Genomic DNA, 17,592 nt, shown 5'->3' with positions numbered 1-17,592 from the left:
GAACGAATGCACGCAATGCACTTGTTGCGCGACATGCATCGGCAGCCGGATTTACGCTATTTCATGAAGTCGGTAACCCACACTTAATTGGCCGGTCGTATTGATGGCGACGCTTTGCACGGCGCCCGACGCGCTGCCTGTGGACGGCACAATGGCATCAGGCGCCGGCAAAGCGCAGGAGATCAAGGTGAAGAAATTCTATTCCATTCAGTATCTTCGCGCCTGCGCCGCCTTGCTGGTTCTGTTCGCACACGCCTTTTCCTACCAGATTGGCGTGGACAATCTGATTATCGTGACGGCGGGCCGCCTGGGCGTCGTTCTGTTCTTTGTCATCAGCGGTTTCATAATGGTCCATATTACGGGAGATGGTCCGTTTTCCGCTGCCACCTTCCTGAAACGCCGCGCAATCCGGATCATCCCCCTTTACTGGCTTTTCACCAGCCTCGCCGCGGTTCTGGCGGCGCTCGCGCCAAGTCTCTTCCAGAAGACCGTCTTTACATGGCCCCACTATCTTCAGTCGCTCCTCTTCATTGTTCACGAAGCGCCTGGACGGGATAGCGCGAGTCCAATTCTCTCACTCGGCTGGACGCTCAATTACGAGGTATTTTTCTATATCGCTTTTGCGGTGTTCGCATTCCTGTCCGTGACCTCGCGCGTATTTGTGCTGACGGTCTTTTTCATTGCGATGTGGATAGCCGGGCTGTGGCTGGCTCCCACCAACCCTGTTATCCAGTTCTATCTCAACCCTTCTCCGGTGGCATTCGTCATCGGCATGTGGATAGGGCGGCGCTATTTGGACGGTGATTTCACTTCCGACATACGCCATGCCTGGATATTCGGCGTAATGACCGCTGCAGGCGTGGTGCTTTCATTCGTCGATGACGGTACGCCGCTCTTGGGTCAGATCAGCTTCGCGGGACAAGCAATGTGGGCGGCGGGCCTGCTTCATCTCAGCCTCATTCTGGAGCCGAAACTCAAGCACTGGAGCCTTCTCGAGCAGTTGGGCGACGCTTCCTACGCGCTTTATCTGTCGCATATCTTCGTGATCGGCGCTGTGGCGTACCTGGCCAGACGCACCGTCGGATACGAGCATCCGACAACGGTATTGTTGGTGTCGGTGGTCAGCATCGTGGCAGCCTGCCTCGTCAGTCTGGTGATTTACGAGATGATCGAGAAGCCGATTCTTCAGACCCTGAACGGCAAAAGGAAGACGAGAAACACACCGCTTCCTCATATTGCCACGGAGAACAAATAAGCAGGCCAAGCAACGGTACGGTCACGGCTTTCAGCGCTTCAGTCAGCCCGCGCTGTCCACGACCTCGACATTGCCGGCGCGGTTAAGCGTATGAATGCCCGTGCGTGCCCATGCCGGACCCGCGCCGATCGGCCGGGGCGAGGCAAAACGGACATCGGACGCGTCGAGTCGCTCAAGCCGCATCAGCCCCAGACCACCGCCATAGGCCCTCGATCCGTTCTGCACCGGCAGCACCAGGGCATCGTCGTGGCGGATAAAGGCGCCGCCCGGCCGGGTGGCCGAATGATCGACGGCAATGGGATTGAGCGGATGGGCGACCCATGGCCCGCGCAGCGAGGGTGCGCAATAGACCGCCATCGTGTCCGACGCGCTGCCGTAGCCGAACCGCTCCGTTCCAACCAGCCAGAAGCGACCGTCGGATTCGAGCAGCGTCGCGTCGTTGAAATCCCTGTCCGCCATCAGCACCGTGTCGCGGACCCAGCGGTCGGGAAACTGCGCGGCGCGATAGAGCACAAGTTCGCGAGCCGAACCACTTTCGGGGATCATGAAAATCTCGCCATCGTGTGCGAACACCTGCGGATAAGACAGGTGGTGCGCTTCCTCCAATACAACCCTTGGAACACCGAAAGTGCCATCGTCACCGAGCTCGGCGACGGAAATCACGCCGCGACTCGTCGCGTAGGGGAATTCCTCGACAAACAGATGATGGCGGCGGTCGGCCTCGAAGACGAACGGGTCGGCATAGAAGCGTTGGCCATCGTCCGGCAGGACTGTGAACGGTTTGCCGTCGAGTTGCCCGGTTTCGGCGATGCCTGGTCCGTCGATCACCCGATAGGCAACCTGCCAATAGAAGGGGCGTCGTCCCCGCCTGATTTTTTGCACGGCGCGATCGATCAAAGCCCTGCCGAAAAAGGGCACATAGTGTCGAACAAAACTGTCGTTCTTCAGGATCGGCACCGGGTTGTCGCTTACCGGCACAAGCTTGCCCGCAAAGAAGCGGGCGACGGTTTGCATGATCAGCGACATGGCGCCGGCGAGCAGGTCGTTGCAGCTTCGAGATAGCCAGAGCCTGTCTGCCAGCATCGGTCTAGCCTGGGCCACGACAACGCCATCGAGGCGAGCGCCAAGTTCAGGCAATTGTCCGCTCGCCAACATTGCGGCAACGCCGGCTGGAAAGCTGTTGCGACCGCAAAATTCGAGCCTCAGGACTGGCGCGTCTTGCCCCGTTGCGCTGGCAGTGAGATCTATGACGAGGTCCGGAGGGCCGCGATCGATGGGCGGCAACGGCTCGGACCGGCCCGCCAGCGAGGGACCGAAACGCCGGCTCTCGATCGCCAAGACAGTGTCCAGCCCCCGAGCGGTTGGCGCCGGCGCCGGCGCGTGGCAACTCGAGACCACATAACCTGCCGCACCCAACCGCATGAAAAGCTCATTTTCCCAGCGCCGGGATGCGACGGCGTGGCCGATGATTAAAATATTAGTCAACCCAAGTTATTCTCGTTAAAGCAAAAAATGGCTTTGCTCTGGTATCTTTCCCCACAGTTCCTGGCAAGGGTTGCCCAAGGGGGGCTGCGGACTCTAGCGTTAATCATACGTTAATTTTTTTGAATACGAAGGCGGTTCAGGGCGCTATTGTTAGGCTGAAAGCACATGTCAGCCGGGCGCCCACGCTTTCGGTGACCAGGGTCAACCATGAACGCCGTTTCACATCCGAACTTGCCCTCAAGGCGAAAACTGCTGATCGTGTTCGGCACGAGGCCGGAGGCGCTCAAATGTTTTCCGGTGGCGCGCGCCGCGCTCGCCCATCCAGGCTTTACCACGGAAATATGTGTGACGGGCCAGCATCGCGAGATGGTCGATCAGGTCATTGAATTGACGGGCCTGCCGGTGCACTACGATCTCAACATCATGCAGCCAGGTCAGACGTTGTTCGACGTGACCTCGCGCGTGCTCCTCGGAATGGCGGGGGTGCTGGAGAAGGCGAAGCCGGACATCGTCGTCGTCCAGGGCGACACAACCACCGCGATGACCGCGGCTCTAGCTGCCTTCTACAAGCACATTCCGGTTGCCCATATCGAGGCGGGATTGCGCAGCCACAACATCAACTCTCCCTTTCCGGAGGAACTGAACCGCAAGATTGCCGGCAACATCGCCACCTGGCATTTTGCGCCGACCACCGAGGCGCGCGACAATCTCATCGCCGAAGGAAAGGCTGCGAACACCATCTTCGTAACCGGCAATACCGTGATCGACACGCTGCTGCATTTCTCCAGCGAGATCGATGCCGACAAATTGATGAACGCCAAGCTCGCCGCTCGTTTCCCCTTCATCGATCCGACCAAGAAAATGATACTCGTCACCGGTCATCGCCGTGAGAATTTCGATGGCGGCATCCAGAGAATCTGCACCGCGCTGAAGGCATTGTCGGCGCGCAGGGATGTGCAGATCATCTACCCGGTCCATCCCAACCCGAATGTGCGCTCCGTGGTCGAGGCCGAAATCGGGACGGTGCCGAACATCCACCTGATCGACCCGCAGGACTATTTGCCGTTCCTGTACCTGCAGAAACAGAGCTACCTGGTGTTGACCGACAGCGGCGGCGTGCAGGAAGAGGCGCCTTCACTCGGCAAGCCGGTGCTGGTGATGCGGGAAAACACGGAGCGACCCGAAGGGATCGCCGCTGGTACTGCCCGGCTGGTCGGCACCGATATCGAAAAAATTCTGGCCAATGCCAATAGCCTGCTCGATGATGAGAGCGTCTATCGCGGCATGGCGGAGAGGCACAATCCATACGGCAATGGCCAAGCTGCGAGCCGGATCGTTGAGGAATTGCTGAATCATGGCTGAAATCAAAACCGTTTCCGTTATCGGCATGGGCTATATCGGCCTGCCGACCTGTGCCATTTTTGCCAGCCGCGGACTCGATGTCATCGGTGTCGATATCAACGAGGCGGTGGTCGCGAAGGTCAACCGCGGCGAAATCCACATCATCGAACCGGACCTGGATGGTTTGATCCAGAAAGTTGTCGCCAATGGCAAGCTCAAGGCATTCAGCACGCCTCAGCCGGCCGATGCCTATATTATCGCCGTTCCAACTCCGATCACCCCGGACCGCAAGCCGGATGTCAGCTACGTGCTTGCGGCAGCGCGAAGCATCGCTCCGGTGCTAAAACGGGACGACCTGGTGGTGCTGGAATCAACATCGCCGGTCGGTACGACGCGTGTCATGACAGCGCTGCTCGCGGAACTGCGACCCGATCTCAAATTTCCCGTTGCGCATGGCGAGGAAGCTGACGTCCTGGTCGCCTACTCTCCCGAGCGCGTGCTGCCGGGAAAGGTGCTGACCGAGCTGATCAACAATGATCGCTCGATCGGCGGACTGTCCCGAAAGTCTTCGGAGCGGACAGCGGCACTCTATTCAAGCTTCGTCGCCGGCGACCTGTTCATAACCCAGGCCGAAAGCGCGGAACTGGTTAAGCTGACTGAAAATGCGTTCCGCGATGTCAATATCGCCTTCGCCAATGAGCTTGCGGCGGTGTGCCAGGATCTGTCGCTCAACGTCTGGGAGGTAATCGATCTCGCCAACCGGCATCCTCGCGTGAACATCCTGCAGCCGAGCCCGGGCGTGGGCGGCCACTGCATTGCGATCGATCCGTATTTTATCATCGACGCCGCACCGAACAATACGCGGCTGATCAGTTCGGCACGGCGCATCAATTCCGAGCGACCCTTGTCGGTGGTCAGGGACATCGAGGCATTGCTCGACCCGACCCGCAAGCAGACGATCGCCTGTCTTGGCCTCAGCTTCAAACCCAATATCGACGATATGCGCGAGAGCCCGGCTGTCGAGGTTGTTAAGCTTCTGTCCAAGATTCCCAATATCAAGATCGTCGCTGCCGAGCCCAATGCGCGTCAGTTGCCACACGAGCTCGAGGGCAGCGGCGTCATGTTCACCGATGCACTTTCCGCTATTGACCAATCCGATATCGTCGTCCTGCTGGTCGACCATCGACAATTCAATCTGATCGATCCCGAAGCGCTCAAGGACAAGAAGCTCGTCGACACACGGGGCCTGTGGACCTGGCGCAAGGCGCGCAAGCCCGACGCCCGCATCGAAGGCAAGAAATCCGAAATGGAACGCTCGCAGTCTCTCGCTCGCACCGGAGAAGCGGCATGAACTCGCATGACCCGGCATGGGCGCAACACTCTCTATTGGCATCACGCCGCCGCGAGTTTCTCGGTGCGACCATCCATGCGCTGACCATGGCCGAGACGCTGGCCATCGCAGACGAGGCGATGGCGACGCGGCGACCGCTTCATCATGTTGTCGTGAACGTCGCCAAGCTTGTGAACATGCGCAAGAATGCCGAACTGCGCGAGGATGTCGTCGGGGCGGATATGGTCAATGTCGACGGCAAAGGCGTGCTTTGGGGCGCGCGGCTCTGCGGCGTCGAGTTGCCGGAGCGTGTGACCGGCGTCGACGTCATGATCAACCTGCTTGCGCTGTGCGCCAAGCGTGGCTATCGCCCCTACCTTTTGGGCGCTGAACAGCACATTCTCGACGCAGTTGAAAGCCGACTTGCCAGAGATCATCCGAGCCTGGCCATTGCCGGCCGGCGCAATGGGTATTTCAAGGCGGAGGAAGAGGCCGCGATCGTCGAGGCCATCAACGCTTCAGGTGCCGACTGCCTGTTTGTGGCGATGCCGACGCCGAGCAAGGAGCGCTTTCTCAAGCGCTATCGCGACGTACTCGCTCCGAGTTTCGTCATGGGCGTGGGCGGCAGCTTCGACGTCTATGGTGGAAAGGTCGCCCGGGCACCGAAACTGGTTCAGGCGGCCGGCCTGGAGTGGCTGTTCCGCGTGGCGCAGGAGCCGCGACGCTTGTGGCGCCGCTACTACGATACCAACACCGCCTATGCACTGCTGCTGTGGCGTGAGTTCTGGTCTCGCCGGGGACGCCGAAACGTCAATCCGTAAGCTCGCGACTTTCAGACAAGCATGCCTCATAGCGCGGGATTTATGCGATCCGGAGCCGTGCCCTTAGCTTGCCGATGAACTGCGTCACGGCCGCGGGGTGAAACAACCAGGTCAGTCCCAGGAAAGCCGCAGCGCCGGCGACGCCGCCCGCCGCGAGCGGAAAGATCGCCGGCATATAGCCCAGCGCAGTGCTGGCGAGGCTGGCGGCCAATCCGGTGCAGATAGAAATTATGATTGAGACAGCGATGTCGCGCCAGGGCACCGGCACCGGCGTGAGCCTCTCGGCGATGACGATGCAGGCTGCAAGACCTGCCAGCGATCCGCCCGCCAACGCCAACGCCGCGCCAACCTCCGCCATGGTGGGAATCAACAGAAAAGACAGTGAAATCGTTGCCACCGAGCCGAAGGAATTGGCGATGATCAGCAACCACGGCCGCTTATGTGCGTGCACCACGACGCCATAAACGAAGCTTGTGAGATTGGCACAAAGAACGCTGAAGGCGATGATCGGGAACAGCAGGCCGAAGCGACCATGATATTCCGCGGGCAGCAGGAGTCGCGTGATGTCGCCGCTGAGCGCGATAAGCATTGCTGCGACCGGCAGGCAAAGGCGTATCATCAAGGCCATGAGTTGCGACAACAACCGCCCGGACGCCTCGGATCCCTCTTCGTCGAAGCGGCTGACCACTTCTGGAAATGCGCCCATGTTGATTGCGTTGGCGACCATATCGATCGGCTGCCGAGCCAATGCGTAGGCGGCTGCGAAGACGGCCACCGCGCCGGCATCGTAGTAGAGCTTGAGGAAGACGCGTTCAGCGCTGTTGAGACCGAAACCGACCAGCGCCATGATGACCAGGGGCACGCCGAGGGCAAAAAACTCCTTGTGGGTGAAGCGCGGCGGGCCGCCAATAACGCGCCCGGATGCCACCACGCACGCCACGATGCCGGCAATCAGCACGGCGAGGCTCGAGCCGAGCGATACCGTCAGAAACGAGCGTTGGAAGATAAGGATGGCGGCGATCGGCAAGGCGAGTTGCAGCAGGCCGCGCAGATATTCAAGCATCGAATAGAGGGAATGACGCTGCTGCATTTGCAGCACCGTCAACGCGAACCGGCTGATGGAGCCGGCAATCAGATAGCTGCAGACGGCGATTGCAAATTCGATCCAGCGCTCCGGCACGATCACCGCCGAGGCGATCACGGATATGATCAGGGCCAGCACCGTGGTGACAAGCAATACCTGTCCGGCAAGCATCAGGCTGCCACGGCTGACGTCGCCTTTTCCGCCAAGCCGCAGCAAGGCAATGCGCAGCCAGTTGGTAACGGCAACATCCGTCATTTCGCCCACGGTGACCACCAGGGTCAGCAGGCCATACTCGGTCTGGTCGATCAGCCGCGTCATGACGACCAGCAGGAGCAGAGCGGAAACCCGCGTCAGCATAATAGCTGGGCCATAGATGAGTGTGGAACGGAGCAGCAAAGGGTTGTTCCCGGAAAATTTGCCGTCGATTAATCGTTGACCGACGGGAATTCCAGCATGATGACGGCAAAGGGTGAACGGATACAGTTTGAACCAAAAGATTTGTCGTAAATCTTTTTTGGAACCTTTGCTTTACGGTCACCCGGCATCCGCAATCCAAATGGTGTCATGTTGCAGCGTCTCGCCCACAATAGAAAAATACATGTCCTGGTCGCAACGCCCTCGGGCGTTTCGGGACAAGGCGGCATCGACCGGATCATGGGGGCGCTGAAGCAGGAGTTCGAACGGCAAGAGATCGCCGACATCGATCTGCGCTTTCTTTCCAGCCGTGGCCCGGGACATGTCGGGCTTTCGATCTTCTACATGCTTGGTTTTTGCGCGCGGATGCTTGCGGCCCGCCTCGACAGACGCGCCGACGTCATTCACATCAATATATCGGTCTCCGGCAGCACCTATCGCAAGATGATGATCGCCGCCTGCGCCAGGCTGTTGTCGATACCATATGTCCTTCATCTGCATGGGGCGCAGTATCAGACATTCTGGAAAGATGATCATAGTTTCATGAGCCGCCGTATCAGGGCTCTGTTCGAGCATGCCGGCCGGGTGATTGTCCTGGGGGGGCTTTGGCGCGATTTCGTCGCCAGCCGGGCACCGGCGAACGGCGGCAATATTGTCATCGTTCCCAACGCCACGGCAGTTCCTTCCCTGGCGCATGTCGGCGGAGGCGATCACGTGCACATCCTGTTCCTCGGCCGCATCGGCGAGCGAAAGGGCGTGCCGCAGTTGGGCGAGGCGCTGGAGCGGATGAAACATCTCAGGGGTTGGCGTGCCACGATCGCCGGCGATGGTGAGGTCGAGCCGGCACGAGCGAGGTCGGTCGCTCTAGGGATTGCCGACCGTATTGCTTTTCCGGGCTGGGTGGGACCTGACGAGGTCGCATCACTGATCGCTTCGGCCGATATTCTGGTGCTCCCCTCGTTCGCCGAAAATCTGCCAATGTCGGTGATCGAAGGCATGGCGGCCGGCCTGGCTGTCGTGGCCACCCCGGTTGGCGCGGTCGAGGACATCATCACCCACGAACAATCCGGTCTGTTGGTGCCGCCCGGCGATGTGGCGGCGTTGACCGAGGCGTTAACTCGGCTGGTCGAGGATACGGCGCTGCGCGCGCGGCTTGGCGCCGCCGCCATGGCGGTGCACCGGGAAAGGCTTGAGCTTGCACCGTTTGTCGACGCGATCTGCGATGTCTGGAGATCGGTCGCGTCCGAGGCGCGATCGGTCAAGCGCTGACGCTGTCCTTCATTGTCGTCACTGCGGCGGGCCAAGCGCGAATTCGCGGTGGAATATCTCCAGGTTCAAAAGCGCCCATATCAGTTTTTCGTGGTCCGCGGCGCGCTCGGCGTGCTCCGTGACAATCTGGTCCAGCTTCTTGGCGCTCAAATAGCTACGGATGACCGAATGGGACGAACACAGATGGTCTCGTACATAATCGCTCATCGACCCGCGGAACCATTCGGCGACGGGCACCTTGAAGCCGATCTTTGGCCGGTTGAGGGCCTCGTCGGGAACCATGCCGGCCATGCAGTCGCGCAGGATCTGTTTGCTGCCCAGGAGACCGAGCCTGTAACGATCGGGCAGCTGGCTGACGAAGGAAACCAGATCGCGATCAAGGAATGGCATTCGCCCCTCGATTGAACCGGCCATCATCATCCGGTCGCCCCGTTCCAAGAGGTTGTCGGGCAACCACGATGTCTGATCAAAAAACAACACACGGCGCAGATGGGATTCCGTCACACTCGAAGAGAACGGGAAATCGTTGCGGTCATGGCCGCAAGTGGCCAACCCACCGAGGAGCGAATCGCGTTCCCGCGCCGTCATGGCTCCAAACCAGGAGATCATCCGGGTTGCAAAGTCCCGTTCACCCGCGCTTCGGGCAAATATGTCGAACTTGGCCGATGCGCCGGGCAATGCGCGCATCAAAGGGGCGAGGAGATTGTTGTGAAGCGACGCTGGAACAAGTGACCGGTAGACACCTGCCAGAGACTCTGCGCGATGTTTGGGGTAGCCGCCGAGAATCTCGTCCGCCCCTTCGCCCGTAAGCACCATCTTGACGTCCCGCGAGGCTCGAACCGACATCAGGTAAATTGGAATGTCCGTACTTTGTGAAACAGGTGCCCCCCGATGGCGGACCATCTTAGGCAGATGATTCATCAGGTCATCCGCCTGGATGACGATTTCGCAATGATCGGTCTTGAAATGATCGGCGACGCGCCGGGCGAATGGAAGCTCGCTGTAAGCCTGTTCGCTGAAACCGACCGAAAACGTACGAATCGGGTTGTCGCTGTGCCTGGTCATCAGGGCAACGATTGCCGACGAGTCGAGCCCCCCGGATAGAAAGGCGCCAAACCGCGCATCACTGCGCATCCTGATCTCGACAGAACGGTCGAGCAATTCCAGAAATCGTCGCTTGGCGGTTCCTGGATCGATATCCGCTGTCAGATCGGTCTGATCCGGGGGCGCATAATAGCGCGTTTCCGTTACTTCCCCTTGCGACCACACAGCGTAGCTTCCCGGGTTGAGCTTGCGGATCTGTTTGAAAAGCGTCCGCGGTCCAGGCACGTAACGCCAGGTCAGATACTCGCGCACTCCATCCAGATCGAGCTGCTGGCCATCTGGCTGCGCAGACAACAACGCGCTGATCTCCGAGGCAAACGACAGCAAATTTCTGCCTTGCATGAGGTAAAGGGGTTTTTTTCCAAAGGGGTCGCGAGCGAGGATCAATTCGCGCCGTTGAGCGTCCCACAGCGCAAAAGCGAACATCCCGCTCAATCGGTCGAACATGGCCAGGCGCCACTGGTCATAAGCCCTGAGCAGCACTTCCGTGTCGGAGCGTGTGCGAAAACGGTGGCCGAGACCGATCAACTCCTCACGCAGCTCGATGTAGTTGTATATTTCGCCGTTGAAAATAATCCGGAGCCGTCCGTCCTCGGTCTGCATCGGCTGATTTGAATCGGCGTTTAAGTCAATAATCGCCAGGCGGCGATGCACCAATGCCAACTGGTCCTCGCCTGTGTTCAGGTCCAGGAGTTCGATGCCTTCGGCATCGGGACCACGATGCTGCAAGGCATTCGACATCCCGGCGGCCCGATCTTGTGGCTTCTCGACCCTGCGCCCAATCCAGCCGGCAATTCCGCACATTCTTTCCCTTGGCCCTCTTTCCCTTGTTTGCGTATGATCGAGGACACCAATCTACAGCGAATATATTAAATAGCTGCTCGGTGGAGTGATTTTAAAACTGAGCCTGATTTGGTTCGATCAGGCCCTCTCGGCTGCAACTGGAGACGACAGTCCTTGGGTTTCACGCGATTGATCGCCAGCAACCAGGCAGACCGCTCGAACCGATCCTGACCCGATGACGAGTTATGGCAGGCCCAGTGCCCGCAACATCTCCCGGTCCGGGATCGCAGGCCCCTTGGGTTGGATAACACTCATTCCGTAAGGATTGGAGAATTCCCAGGCCGACCACGGCATCGCGAAGCGTTCCGCCTCTCTGCGCACTGCCATGAGATAGCGCAGGCGATCAGCATCGAAAGCTCCCATGCGGCCATCCGCAGACATCAGGATAACGCCGAATTCGCCCACGAACAGGCGTCGGCTCGCTATGCCATGGGCTTCAGCCCAGTCGACCGCCTGACGGAAACCCGCTTCGAGCTGGCTCTGCCCCCAATTCTGCTCAAAGTATCGGGCGATCGTTTCACGCGCCGAGGCCATGTTCATCACCTCTTCGATCTGGCTCAAGCCGGCGGCGTCCATCTGCGCCTTGAGGGTTTCGGCGACCACTTCGGGCGTGCTGGCGTCGGCAGGCCAGGGAAGGCCGGAGGAGAAAGCGTTCTTGTCATCGGCCCGCTGGTGCGTGAAGCTGTGCGGATCATACATGTGGAAGCTGTAATAGACGTTGGGGTCGTCGAAGTTGGGGTCCAGGTTGACCAGTCCCGCGATGCTCCCGCCGCAGGCGCCGGTCGCGACGATGGTGAGTTCGCTGCTGACGGCGCGAATATCGCGAACCGTGCCTGCCATGATCCGCTGCCAGTCATCGCTGCCGCTTGAATCGCAAGGGTAGTAGGCGGGCTCGTTATAGGGCTCGAGGGCGACCTTGTCGGCGCCAATTTTGATCAGCATGGCAGCCACCGCCACTACCATTTTGCGATAGCGGGCAACACCCTCGCTGTCGGCCCCGCCATAGATCATTTCCATGCTGTAGGCCGGAACCTGGCTGACGCCATGCAGATCGAAAACCACCTTGAGCCCACTTGAAACGACCCGCTGCACCGCAGCGGCAAGCATGTCCAGCGCCTGTTGTCGTTTGGCGCCCTCGCTGGCAAGCAGAGGGCCAGGGTCGACACTCAGCCGGACAAAGTCGAAGCCCATGGATCGAATGCGATCAAACTGGTCGCCGTCCGGCCAATCGGTGAGCGGCCTGCCGCCCGCAAGCCATTCCTTCTCGCTGCGATAGGGCGGCCATTTGTAGGAACCATCTTTCTCCACCGGCGACCAGTTGAGCCATTCATGGACGCCAACGCCGCGCTCAAGCGGGATCGGCGCCGCCTGGGCTGACAAAGCCATGCCAAGCGCGCACGCTATGACGTAGACAACTTTTCTCATCGCAAAACTCCGCGTCATGGCCGAAGATATTAACCGCGGGAACGGAAAAGAGGATGCCGCCACACGCTTTTTCGACGGGATGGTGTATGAGGATCAAAATCTTGGCGGAGCGCGGATGAGGGTCGGGTGGTATTTCAACCGATTGCGCAGCATGGAGTTGGCCGAGATATTGCATCGGTTGGACGAGCAGCGCCGGAGGACCGTTTCGCGCCGCCGCGACAACGGCTGGCAGCGCTATGCGTCGCCGCAGTTGCACCCGGTGCTGCACGGATTGCGGAATGCTGTGCCGGCCGCTGCGACACCAGCCCAGCGGCAAGCTATCGAGGCGGCTGCGCAAAACACTCTTCGGGGCCAGTTTTCAGCACTTGGCCAGACCTGGCCACAGCGAGACCCCTATACTCTCTTTCCATCCGAGCTCTGGCGCCTTGATCCGGTGACCGGCCGGCTTTGGCCAGGCCCCAAGACCCATACTTTCGATATCGATTTTCGCCATGCCACCGGCCGTGGCGATGTAAAATATGTCTGGGAAATCAACCGGCTGCAGCAACTGCCGCCACTGGCTGCCCATCTGCTTCTCACCGGCGATGATCAATCCCGTGCGGCCATCGAGGCGGCGATCGAGAGCTGGCATTTCGCCAACCCACCATTTCGGGGCGTTGGCTGGGCCTCGGGCATCGAGGTCGCGCTACGAGCCATCAGCCTGATTGTCACGCTCGACCTCGTCGGCGACCGGCTTGGCGCGGCGACGCGAGAAAAAGTCGGTGAAATACTGGCGGCAAGCGCCTATTGGCTGCCGCGGTTTCCCTCCCGTTTTTCGTCCGCCAACAACCATCTCGTCGCGGAATTGGCTGGCGAATATTTGATCGGTCTGGCTTTCGGGGCCGAGGTGGCTCGCGAGTCGCTCCTGGCTGAGGTGCTCAAACAGATCCTGGCCGATGGCGCCGGGGCCGAGCAGACCCCGACCTACGCCGCCTTCAGTGCCGAACTTTTCCTGCTGTGCGCTGCGGCGGCGCGCCAGGCCGGACTGCCTTTTCCCCAGCCCGTCGAAGCGCGTTTGGCCGCTTTCGCCAATTTCGCAGGCTGGCTCCCGCCGAAAGCCAGCGGCTTCGGCGACAATGATGAAGGCCGCGTGATCACGCTGGGGGGCGAAACCGATTATGTCGGATCGGTCGCGGCCGCCATCCATGGTTTTCTACGGATGCCGGGCAGGGCACCGGAGCCCGGCGATTTTCGCGCGCTTTTCTTCGGCGCGCCACCGCGGCCGGCGCCGGTGCCGGATGGATTGCATACGTTCACGCAAGGCGGGCTCTCCGTCTGGCGCGGCGAGATGAATGGTCGCAACGTCCATCTGACATACGACCACGGCCCGCTGGGCTACCTTTCGATAGCGGCGCACGGTCATGCCGACGCGCTGTCGCTCACCCTGTGCATTGACGGCGATCCGGTGCTGGTCGACCCCGGCACATGGCTCTATGGTTCGGGGGGAGGCTGGCGCGACTGGTTCCGCTCGACGCCGGCGCACAACACGCTGAACCTAGAGGGTAAAAGCCAAAGCATCATCTCCGGGGCGTTCAACTGGTCGCACAAGGCGGTTGCGACATTGGTGGAGAGCGAGCCGGGGCCGCACTGGAGGCTGTGTGCCCGACATGACGGGTACAAAGGCCGCTTCGGCGTTGTGCATCAACGCGCCGTGACACGCGATGTCGACGGCATCCTCGTGACCGACCAACTGCTCGGCGGCAGCCGCGTCGCTGAGATCGTCTTCCAACTCGCCGCCGACCTCCACGCCAACAGGGATGGAAACATTGTCACGATATTGCGCGGCGCTGAACCTTTGATGACTATCCACTTTCCAGACGCAGCGATCCACATCCGTTCCGGCGGCGACACACCGGGCCAGGGCGGCTGGGTTTCGCCGCGTTTTGGTGCAAGGCAGCCAGCCGAACGCCTCGCATGGCGTGGCCAAGTAGGCGAAAAGGGAGTAGTCATCCGGCTCGCGCCAAGTCCGCCGCAGACCCGATAACGGGCAGGTTGCAGGCGCAGCGTTCGACATTAATTACGTTCAGATATTTAGCGGTTTTGACACCGTTGATCTGCTAATTTGGCCATGATTGTTCTGCCAGTCGCATCCCGATACACAGTTGCGGGCAGCATATGATGGGCCTGGCAATATGTGCTTCGCGACGAGCCGGATCACCATTTCACCACCTAGGAGCCACTGCATCGATGTTTTCGGAATTCGCCAGAGTGATCGTGGAAAAACTCTCACACATCAATCTGCTGACACTCGGTCTCCTGTTGCTCACGGCGCTGGGGAGCGCGGTGGTCGCCTACTGGCGAACGGTCGAACAGAAATCCTTCCGGGACTTTTTCGACTTCGCCTTTCCCGCGGAAGTCATCATGCACCCATCCGCGCGAGCGGACGCATTGTTCTGGATCACGAAAAGGCTGGTGATGCCCTTCCTGCTCATTCCCGCCGGTGTCACCTTCGTTGCCGCCACGGGATATGCAACAAACCAGGCAGTCGGCTGGCTCTTCAGCATCTCGCAACCGCTGATACCCGGCCCCGCCGGCCCAGTGACGATCATCCTCTTCACCGCAACCATGCTCGCTGCTTACGATATCTCCTACTACCTATATCACGTTGCCCAGCACCGGTTTCCGTTCCTGTGGGAATTGCACAAGGTGCATCATTCGGCCGAAGTGATGGTTGGGATCACCAAGGACCGGGTTCACCCCCTGGACGATCTGATGAACCGGATCTGGGACGGCGTCATACCGGGGATCAGTTTCGGCTTGTGGAGCCTGATTGCGCTTAATCCGGTCGAGATCGCCATATTTGGCATCAACGTCTATGTCATTCGCAACATTCTCATGATGGACTTTGTTCGCCACACGCATCTGAAGATTTCCTTCGGCCGGTTGAACGGCGTCATCTTGTGTCCGCACTGGCACCAGGTGCATCACAGTGTCGACCCTCGCCACTACGACAAGAATTTCGGGCTGCTTTTTTCATTCTGGGATCGCATATTCGGAACGCAGTTCATCCCGGATCCGGACGAAGACCTCAAGTTTGGACTGATAGATCGCGACGTACGCGACTATCAGTCACTTTTCGGACTTTACGTGCTGCCGCTCAAGAAAATGGCAAACCATATCATGCGACTTTTTCAAAAGCGCATCGATGTCGCGCAGCCGCAGGACCGTCTCCAACCATGAACAAAATGGCTTCGATTGACGCTGTTGGTGCGGAGCGACTGGAAATCGTCAGTTCGACGGATCGCCTGGCCGCCATCGAAGCCGAATGGGTAGACCTATGGCATCGTACCGATGCACTGATCTTTCAGAGCCATGCCTGGGTTTCGGCATGGTGGAGCACCGTGCGTGACCGCGCCCGGCGCTCGCTGCGGATCGGCCTGGTATGGAGCGATGACAGGCTGGTCGCTGTCATTCCCCTGGCGATCGGCAGACGAAAAGGACTTCGGCTCCTCGAATGGGCCGCCAATAGCTATACGGACTATGGTGATATTCTTGTCGCGCCGGAATGCTCCCTATCGGCCCTCCAGGACCTCTGGAACCGGATCTGTTCGGCGGGTGGCTTCGATCTTGCTTTTATCAATCGTCTGTCTCCGGATGCGGCAGCCCGCAGGATTTTTACACCGGCCTCTTCCAGCGGCGTCAAGCTTCGCGCCAATCACCGGGAGGAAGTCAGTTATCGCGTCGCTGGACAGTGGGCCAGCGGAGCAGCGTGGCTGGCGGACCAGCCGAAAAAGATGCGCCAGAACTATCGGCGCGGCATCAAGATACTGGAGGAAACAGGCGAAGCGAAATTCCGCCTCCTGTCGGCCGACGAGCCGCTGCAGCCATTGCTGGAGCGACTGTCGGCGCTGAAGCGCAGATGGCTGGAAAAGCACACGCGTGAATCCGACCTTTTCGAAGAGGGCGAGCCGGTTCTTGCCGCCCTGGTGGACGCGCTGTCACGCGCCGGTGTGCTGCGCATTTTCGTACTTGAATGCAATGGTGCGATGGTCGCGGTTTCCATCAACATCGTCCAGCACAACGTCATGATGGCATTCGTTACCACCTACGACCCTGATTTTAGCCGAGCGTCGCCGGGTGCGGTCCTGATTACGGAGTATATACAGTGGTCGTTTGATCACGGCTTGGGATTGGTCGATTTCCTCTGTGGCGGAGAGGCCTTCAAACATAGGTTTGCAACACAGGCCGTTACCCTCCAATCCGTTCTAGGGGCACGCACTGTGCAGGGCGCGCTCGCTTCTCTCGCTGATCGTATCTGTCAGACGATCCGCGTACGCTCACGCGGATTGCCGTCGGCTAACCCAGAGCGCCCGCCCGATGAGACTGCTTAATTTAGCTGGATAACTTGGGCATAAGCCGCCGAGCGTTGAGGGCTGGCGTGCGACATGGGCGCGCCATTCGAAAATCCGCGTCGATTGCGCCTCGGAATCGGGACCGAATGGGTCCGCAGGTGGAGACTTCAGCCAATTCTCGCAAATCACGTCTCTCGATGCGCAGTTTGTTGTCTGCGAAGCGTCGCAACACGTTCGTTGGCGTCACAATGGTAGCAGGCTAGATCGTGAAAATCATTGAAGATTTTTTCGGACAGGGCGCCTACCATAGGTCGGCGTTTTTACTGTGATTTCAACAGCTTAGGTAGGCTGGTAGCGGGAGAGCGCTACCGCCTTTCCCCCCACTCGTCGAACTACCGGTTCCTGCTTAGGTGCTGCGGCTGAGCTGTGTCGCTGCAATCTGCCGCCAGACATGCGCGGTGGACGCCCCGGGTTCGGAACTGCGCTGCGGATGGCCAACGCATGGAAAAGGAGTGCCGGTCAGTTCAGGGTTCTGCCGTTCCCTGCCGCGCTGCCCAGTCGAACGGGTAAAGGCAATAGAAATAGCCGGTACGCTCGGTGGCGATGTATTTCAGGTGGGTGCCGTTTGGCAGCCAGACGATATCGCCGGGATTGCACTCATGGCGACCGTCGTCGAGTTCGATCGTCAGGGTGCCCTCGTGGATGAACAGCACCTCGTCGTAGGTCACGGTCCAGTCGATCGAGGCGTTCTCGAGATACTCGATGCCGCCGCCCATGGTCCGACTGATATCGGCATTGATGACGCGGGCAATCGAGGATGTGCCGGTCGGTGTGATGGACGGCTTCAGGGTCAATTCGCTGCGCTTGAAGATCTTGGCCTTGGACACCGT

At 59.7% G+C, this 17,592-nt stretch carries 13 protein-coding genes; 8 read left to right on the top strand and 5 right to left on the bottom strand.

Translation table 11 applies throughout. The annotated features are described in order from the left end of the window. The first annotated feature begins 151 nt into the window (after positions 1-151). On the top strand, positions 152-1,255 hold the full coding sequence (locus NKJ18_RS02080) for an acyltransferase family protein (RefSeq protein WP_352757746.1): 1,104 nt from the start codon (positions 152-154) through the stop codon (positions 1,253-1,255). A 42-nt stretch (positions 1,256-1,297) separates the two neighbouring features. Here the strand turns inward: NKJ18_RS02080 and NKJ18_RS02075 are convergent, their stop codons facing one another. Then, positions 1,298-2,338 carry a glucosamine inositolphosphorylceramide transferase family protein gene (locus tag NKJ18_RS02075; protein ID WP_023686303.1) on the bottom strand — a complete coding sequence of 347 codons (1,041 nt, stop codon included), beginning with the start codon at positions 2,336-2,338 and terminating at the stop codon, positions 1,298-1,300. A gap of 609 nt (positions 2,339-2,947) precedes the next feature. Between NKJ18_RS02075 and wecB the strand changes: the two genes are divergently transcribed. From wecB to NKJ18_RS02060, 3 genes are read left to right on the top strand one after another with little or no spacing between them, the layout of a single operon-like run. Continuing rightward, entirely contained in the window at positions 2,948-4,102 is a 1,155-nt protein-coding gene (gene wecB, locus NKJ18_RS02070) for a non-hydrolyzing UDP-N-acetylglucosamine 2-epimerase (RefSeq protein ID WP_023699734.1), read from the top strand. Then, positions 4,095-5,432 (top strand): UDP-N-acetyl-D-mannosamine dehydrogenase, encoded by a 1,338-nt coding sequence (gene wecC, locus NKJ18_RS02065; protein WP_023686301.1) that lies wholly within the window; start codon positions 4,095-4,097, stop codon positions 5,430-5,432. The genes wecB and wecC overlap by 8 nt, the downstream gene beginning before the upstream one ends. After that, complete coding sequence (locus tag NKJ18_RS02060; protein WP_023725122.1) at positions 5,429-6,232, top strand: WecB/TagA/CpsF family glycosyltransferase; 804 nt, start codon at positions 5,429-5,431, stop codon at positions 6,230-6,232. Before wecC ends, NKJ18_RS02060 begins: the two co-directional genes overlap by 4 nt. A gap of 40 nt (positions 6,233-6,272) precedes the next feature. Here NKJ18_RS02060 and NKJ18_RS02055 read toward each other — a convergent pair whose 3' ends face one another. Further along, positions 6,273-7,712 (bottom strand): lipopolysaccharide biosynthesis protein, encoded by a 1,440-nt coding sequence (locus NKJ18_RS02055; RefSeq protein WP_352757745.1) that lies wholly within the window; start codon positions 7,710-7,712, stop codon positions 6,273-6,275. A 168-nt stretch (positions 7,713-7,880) separates the two neighbouring features. On the opposite strand from NKJ18_RS02055, the gene NKJ18_RS02050 reads away from it, so the two are divergent. Continuing rightward, positions 7,881-8,999 carry a glycosyltransferase family 4 protein gene (locus NKJ18_RS02050; RefSeq protein ID WP_023671802.1) on the top strand — a complete coding sequence of 373 codons (1,119 nt, stop codon included), beginning with the start codon at positions 7,881-7,883 and terminating at the stop codon, positions 8,997-8,999. An 18-nt stretch (positions 9,000-9,017) separates the two neighbouring features. Here the strand turns inward: NKJ18_RS02050 and asnB are convergent, their stop codons facing one another. Together asnB and NKJ18_RS02040 are read right to left on the bottom strand one after the other, a co-directional pair. After that, positions 9,018-10,907 (bottom strand): asparagine synthase (glutamine-hydrolyzing), encoded by a 1,890-nt coding sequence (asnB, locus tag NKJ18_RS02045; protein WP_023728343.1) that lies wholly within the window; start codon positions 10,905-10,907, stop codon positions 9,018-9,020. Between the two features lie 222 nt (positions 10,908-11,129). Then, complete coding sequence (locus NKJ18_RS02040; RefSeq protein WP_023744252.1) at positions 11,130-12,371, bottom strand: glycoside hydrolase family 5 protein; 1,242 nt, start codon at positions 12,369-12,371, stop codon at positions 11,130-11,132. Positions 12,372-12,486: 115 nt separating this feature from the next. Here NKJ18_RS02040 and NKJ18_RS02035 point away from each other — a divergent pair, with 115 nt between their 5' ends. The 3 genes from NKJ18_RS02035 (at position 12,487) to NKJ18_RS02025 (ending at position 16,741) form a co-directional block, all read left to right on the top strand. Then, positions 12,487-14,394 carry a heparinase II/III family protein gene (locus NKJ18_RS02035; RefSeq protein WP_352757744.1) on the top strand — a complete coding sequence of 636 codons (1,908 nt, stop codon included), beginning with the start codon at positions 12,487-12,489 and terminating at the stop codon, positions 14,392-14,394. Between the two features lie 203 nt (positions 14,395-14,597). After that, positions 14,598-15,590 (top strand): sterol desaturase family protein, encoded by a 993-nt coding sequence (locus NKJ18_RS02030; RefSeq protein ID WP_023728340.1) that lies wholly within the window; start codon positions 14,598-14,600, stop codon positions 15,588-15,590. Then, positions 15,587-16,741, top strand: a complete 1,155-nt coding sequence (locus NKJ18_RS02025) for a GNAT family N-acetyltransferase (RefSeq protein ID WP_352757743.1) — start codon at positions 15,587-15,589, stop codon at positions 16,739-16,741. Before NKJ18_RS02030 ends, NKJ18_RS02025 begins: the two co-directional genes overlap by 4 nt. Positions 16,742-17,226: 485 nt before the next feature. Here NKJ18_RS02025 and NKJ18_RS02020 read toward each other — a convergent pair whose 3' ends face one another. Further along, the gene (locus NKJ18_RS02020) at positions 17,227-17,589 is read right to left on the bottom strand and encodes a EutQ-related cupin domain-containing protein (protein ID WP_023711040.1); all 363 of its coding nucleotides are present in this window, start codon (positions 17,587-17,589) and stop codon (positions 17,227-17,229) included. Between the last annotated feature and the right edge of the window lie 3 nt (positions 17,590-17,592).

Source organism: Mesorhizobium sp. M0217, assembly GCF_040321955.1.
In the GTDB taxonomy this organism is placed as follows: Bacteria; Pseudomonadota; Alphaproteobacteria; order Rhizobiales; family Rhizobiaceae; genus Mesorhizobium.
The sequence above is the reverse complement of the archived record's forward strand: the minus strand, read 5'-3'. Positions and strand labels throughout refer to the sequence as shown.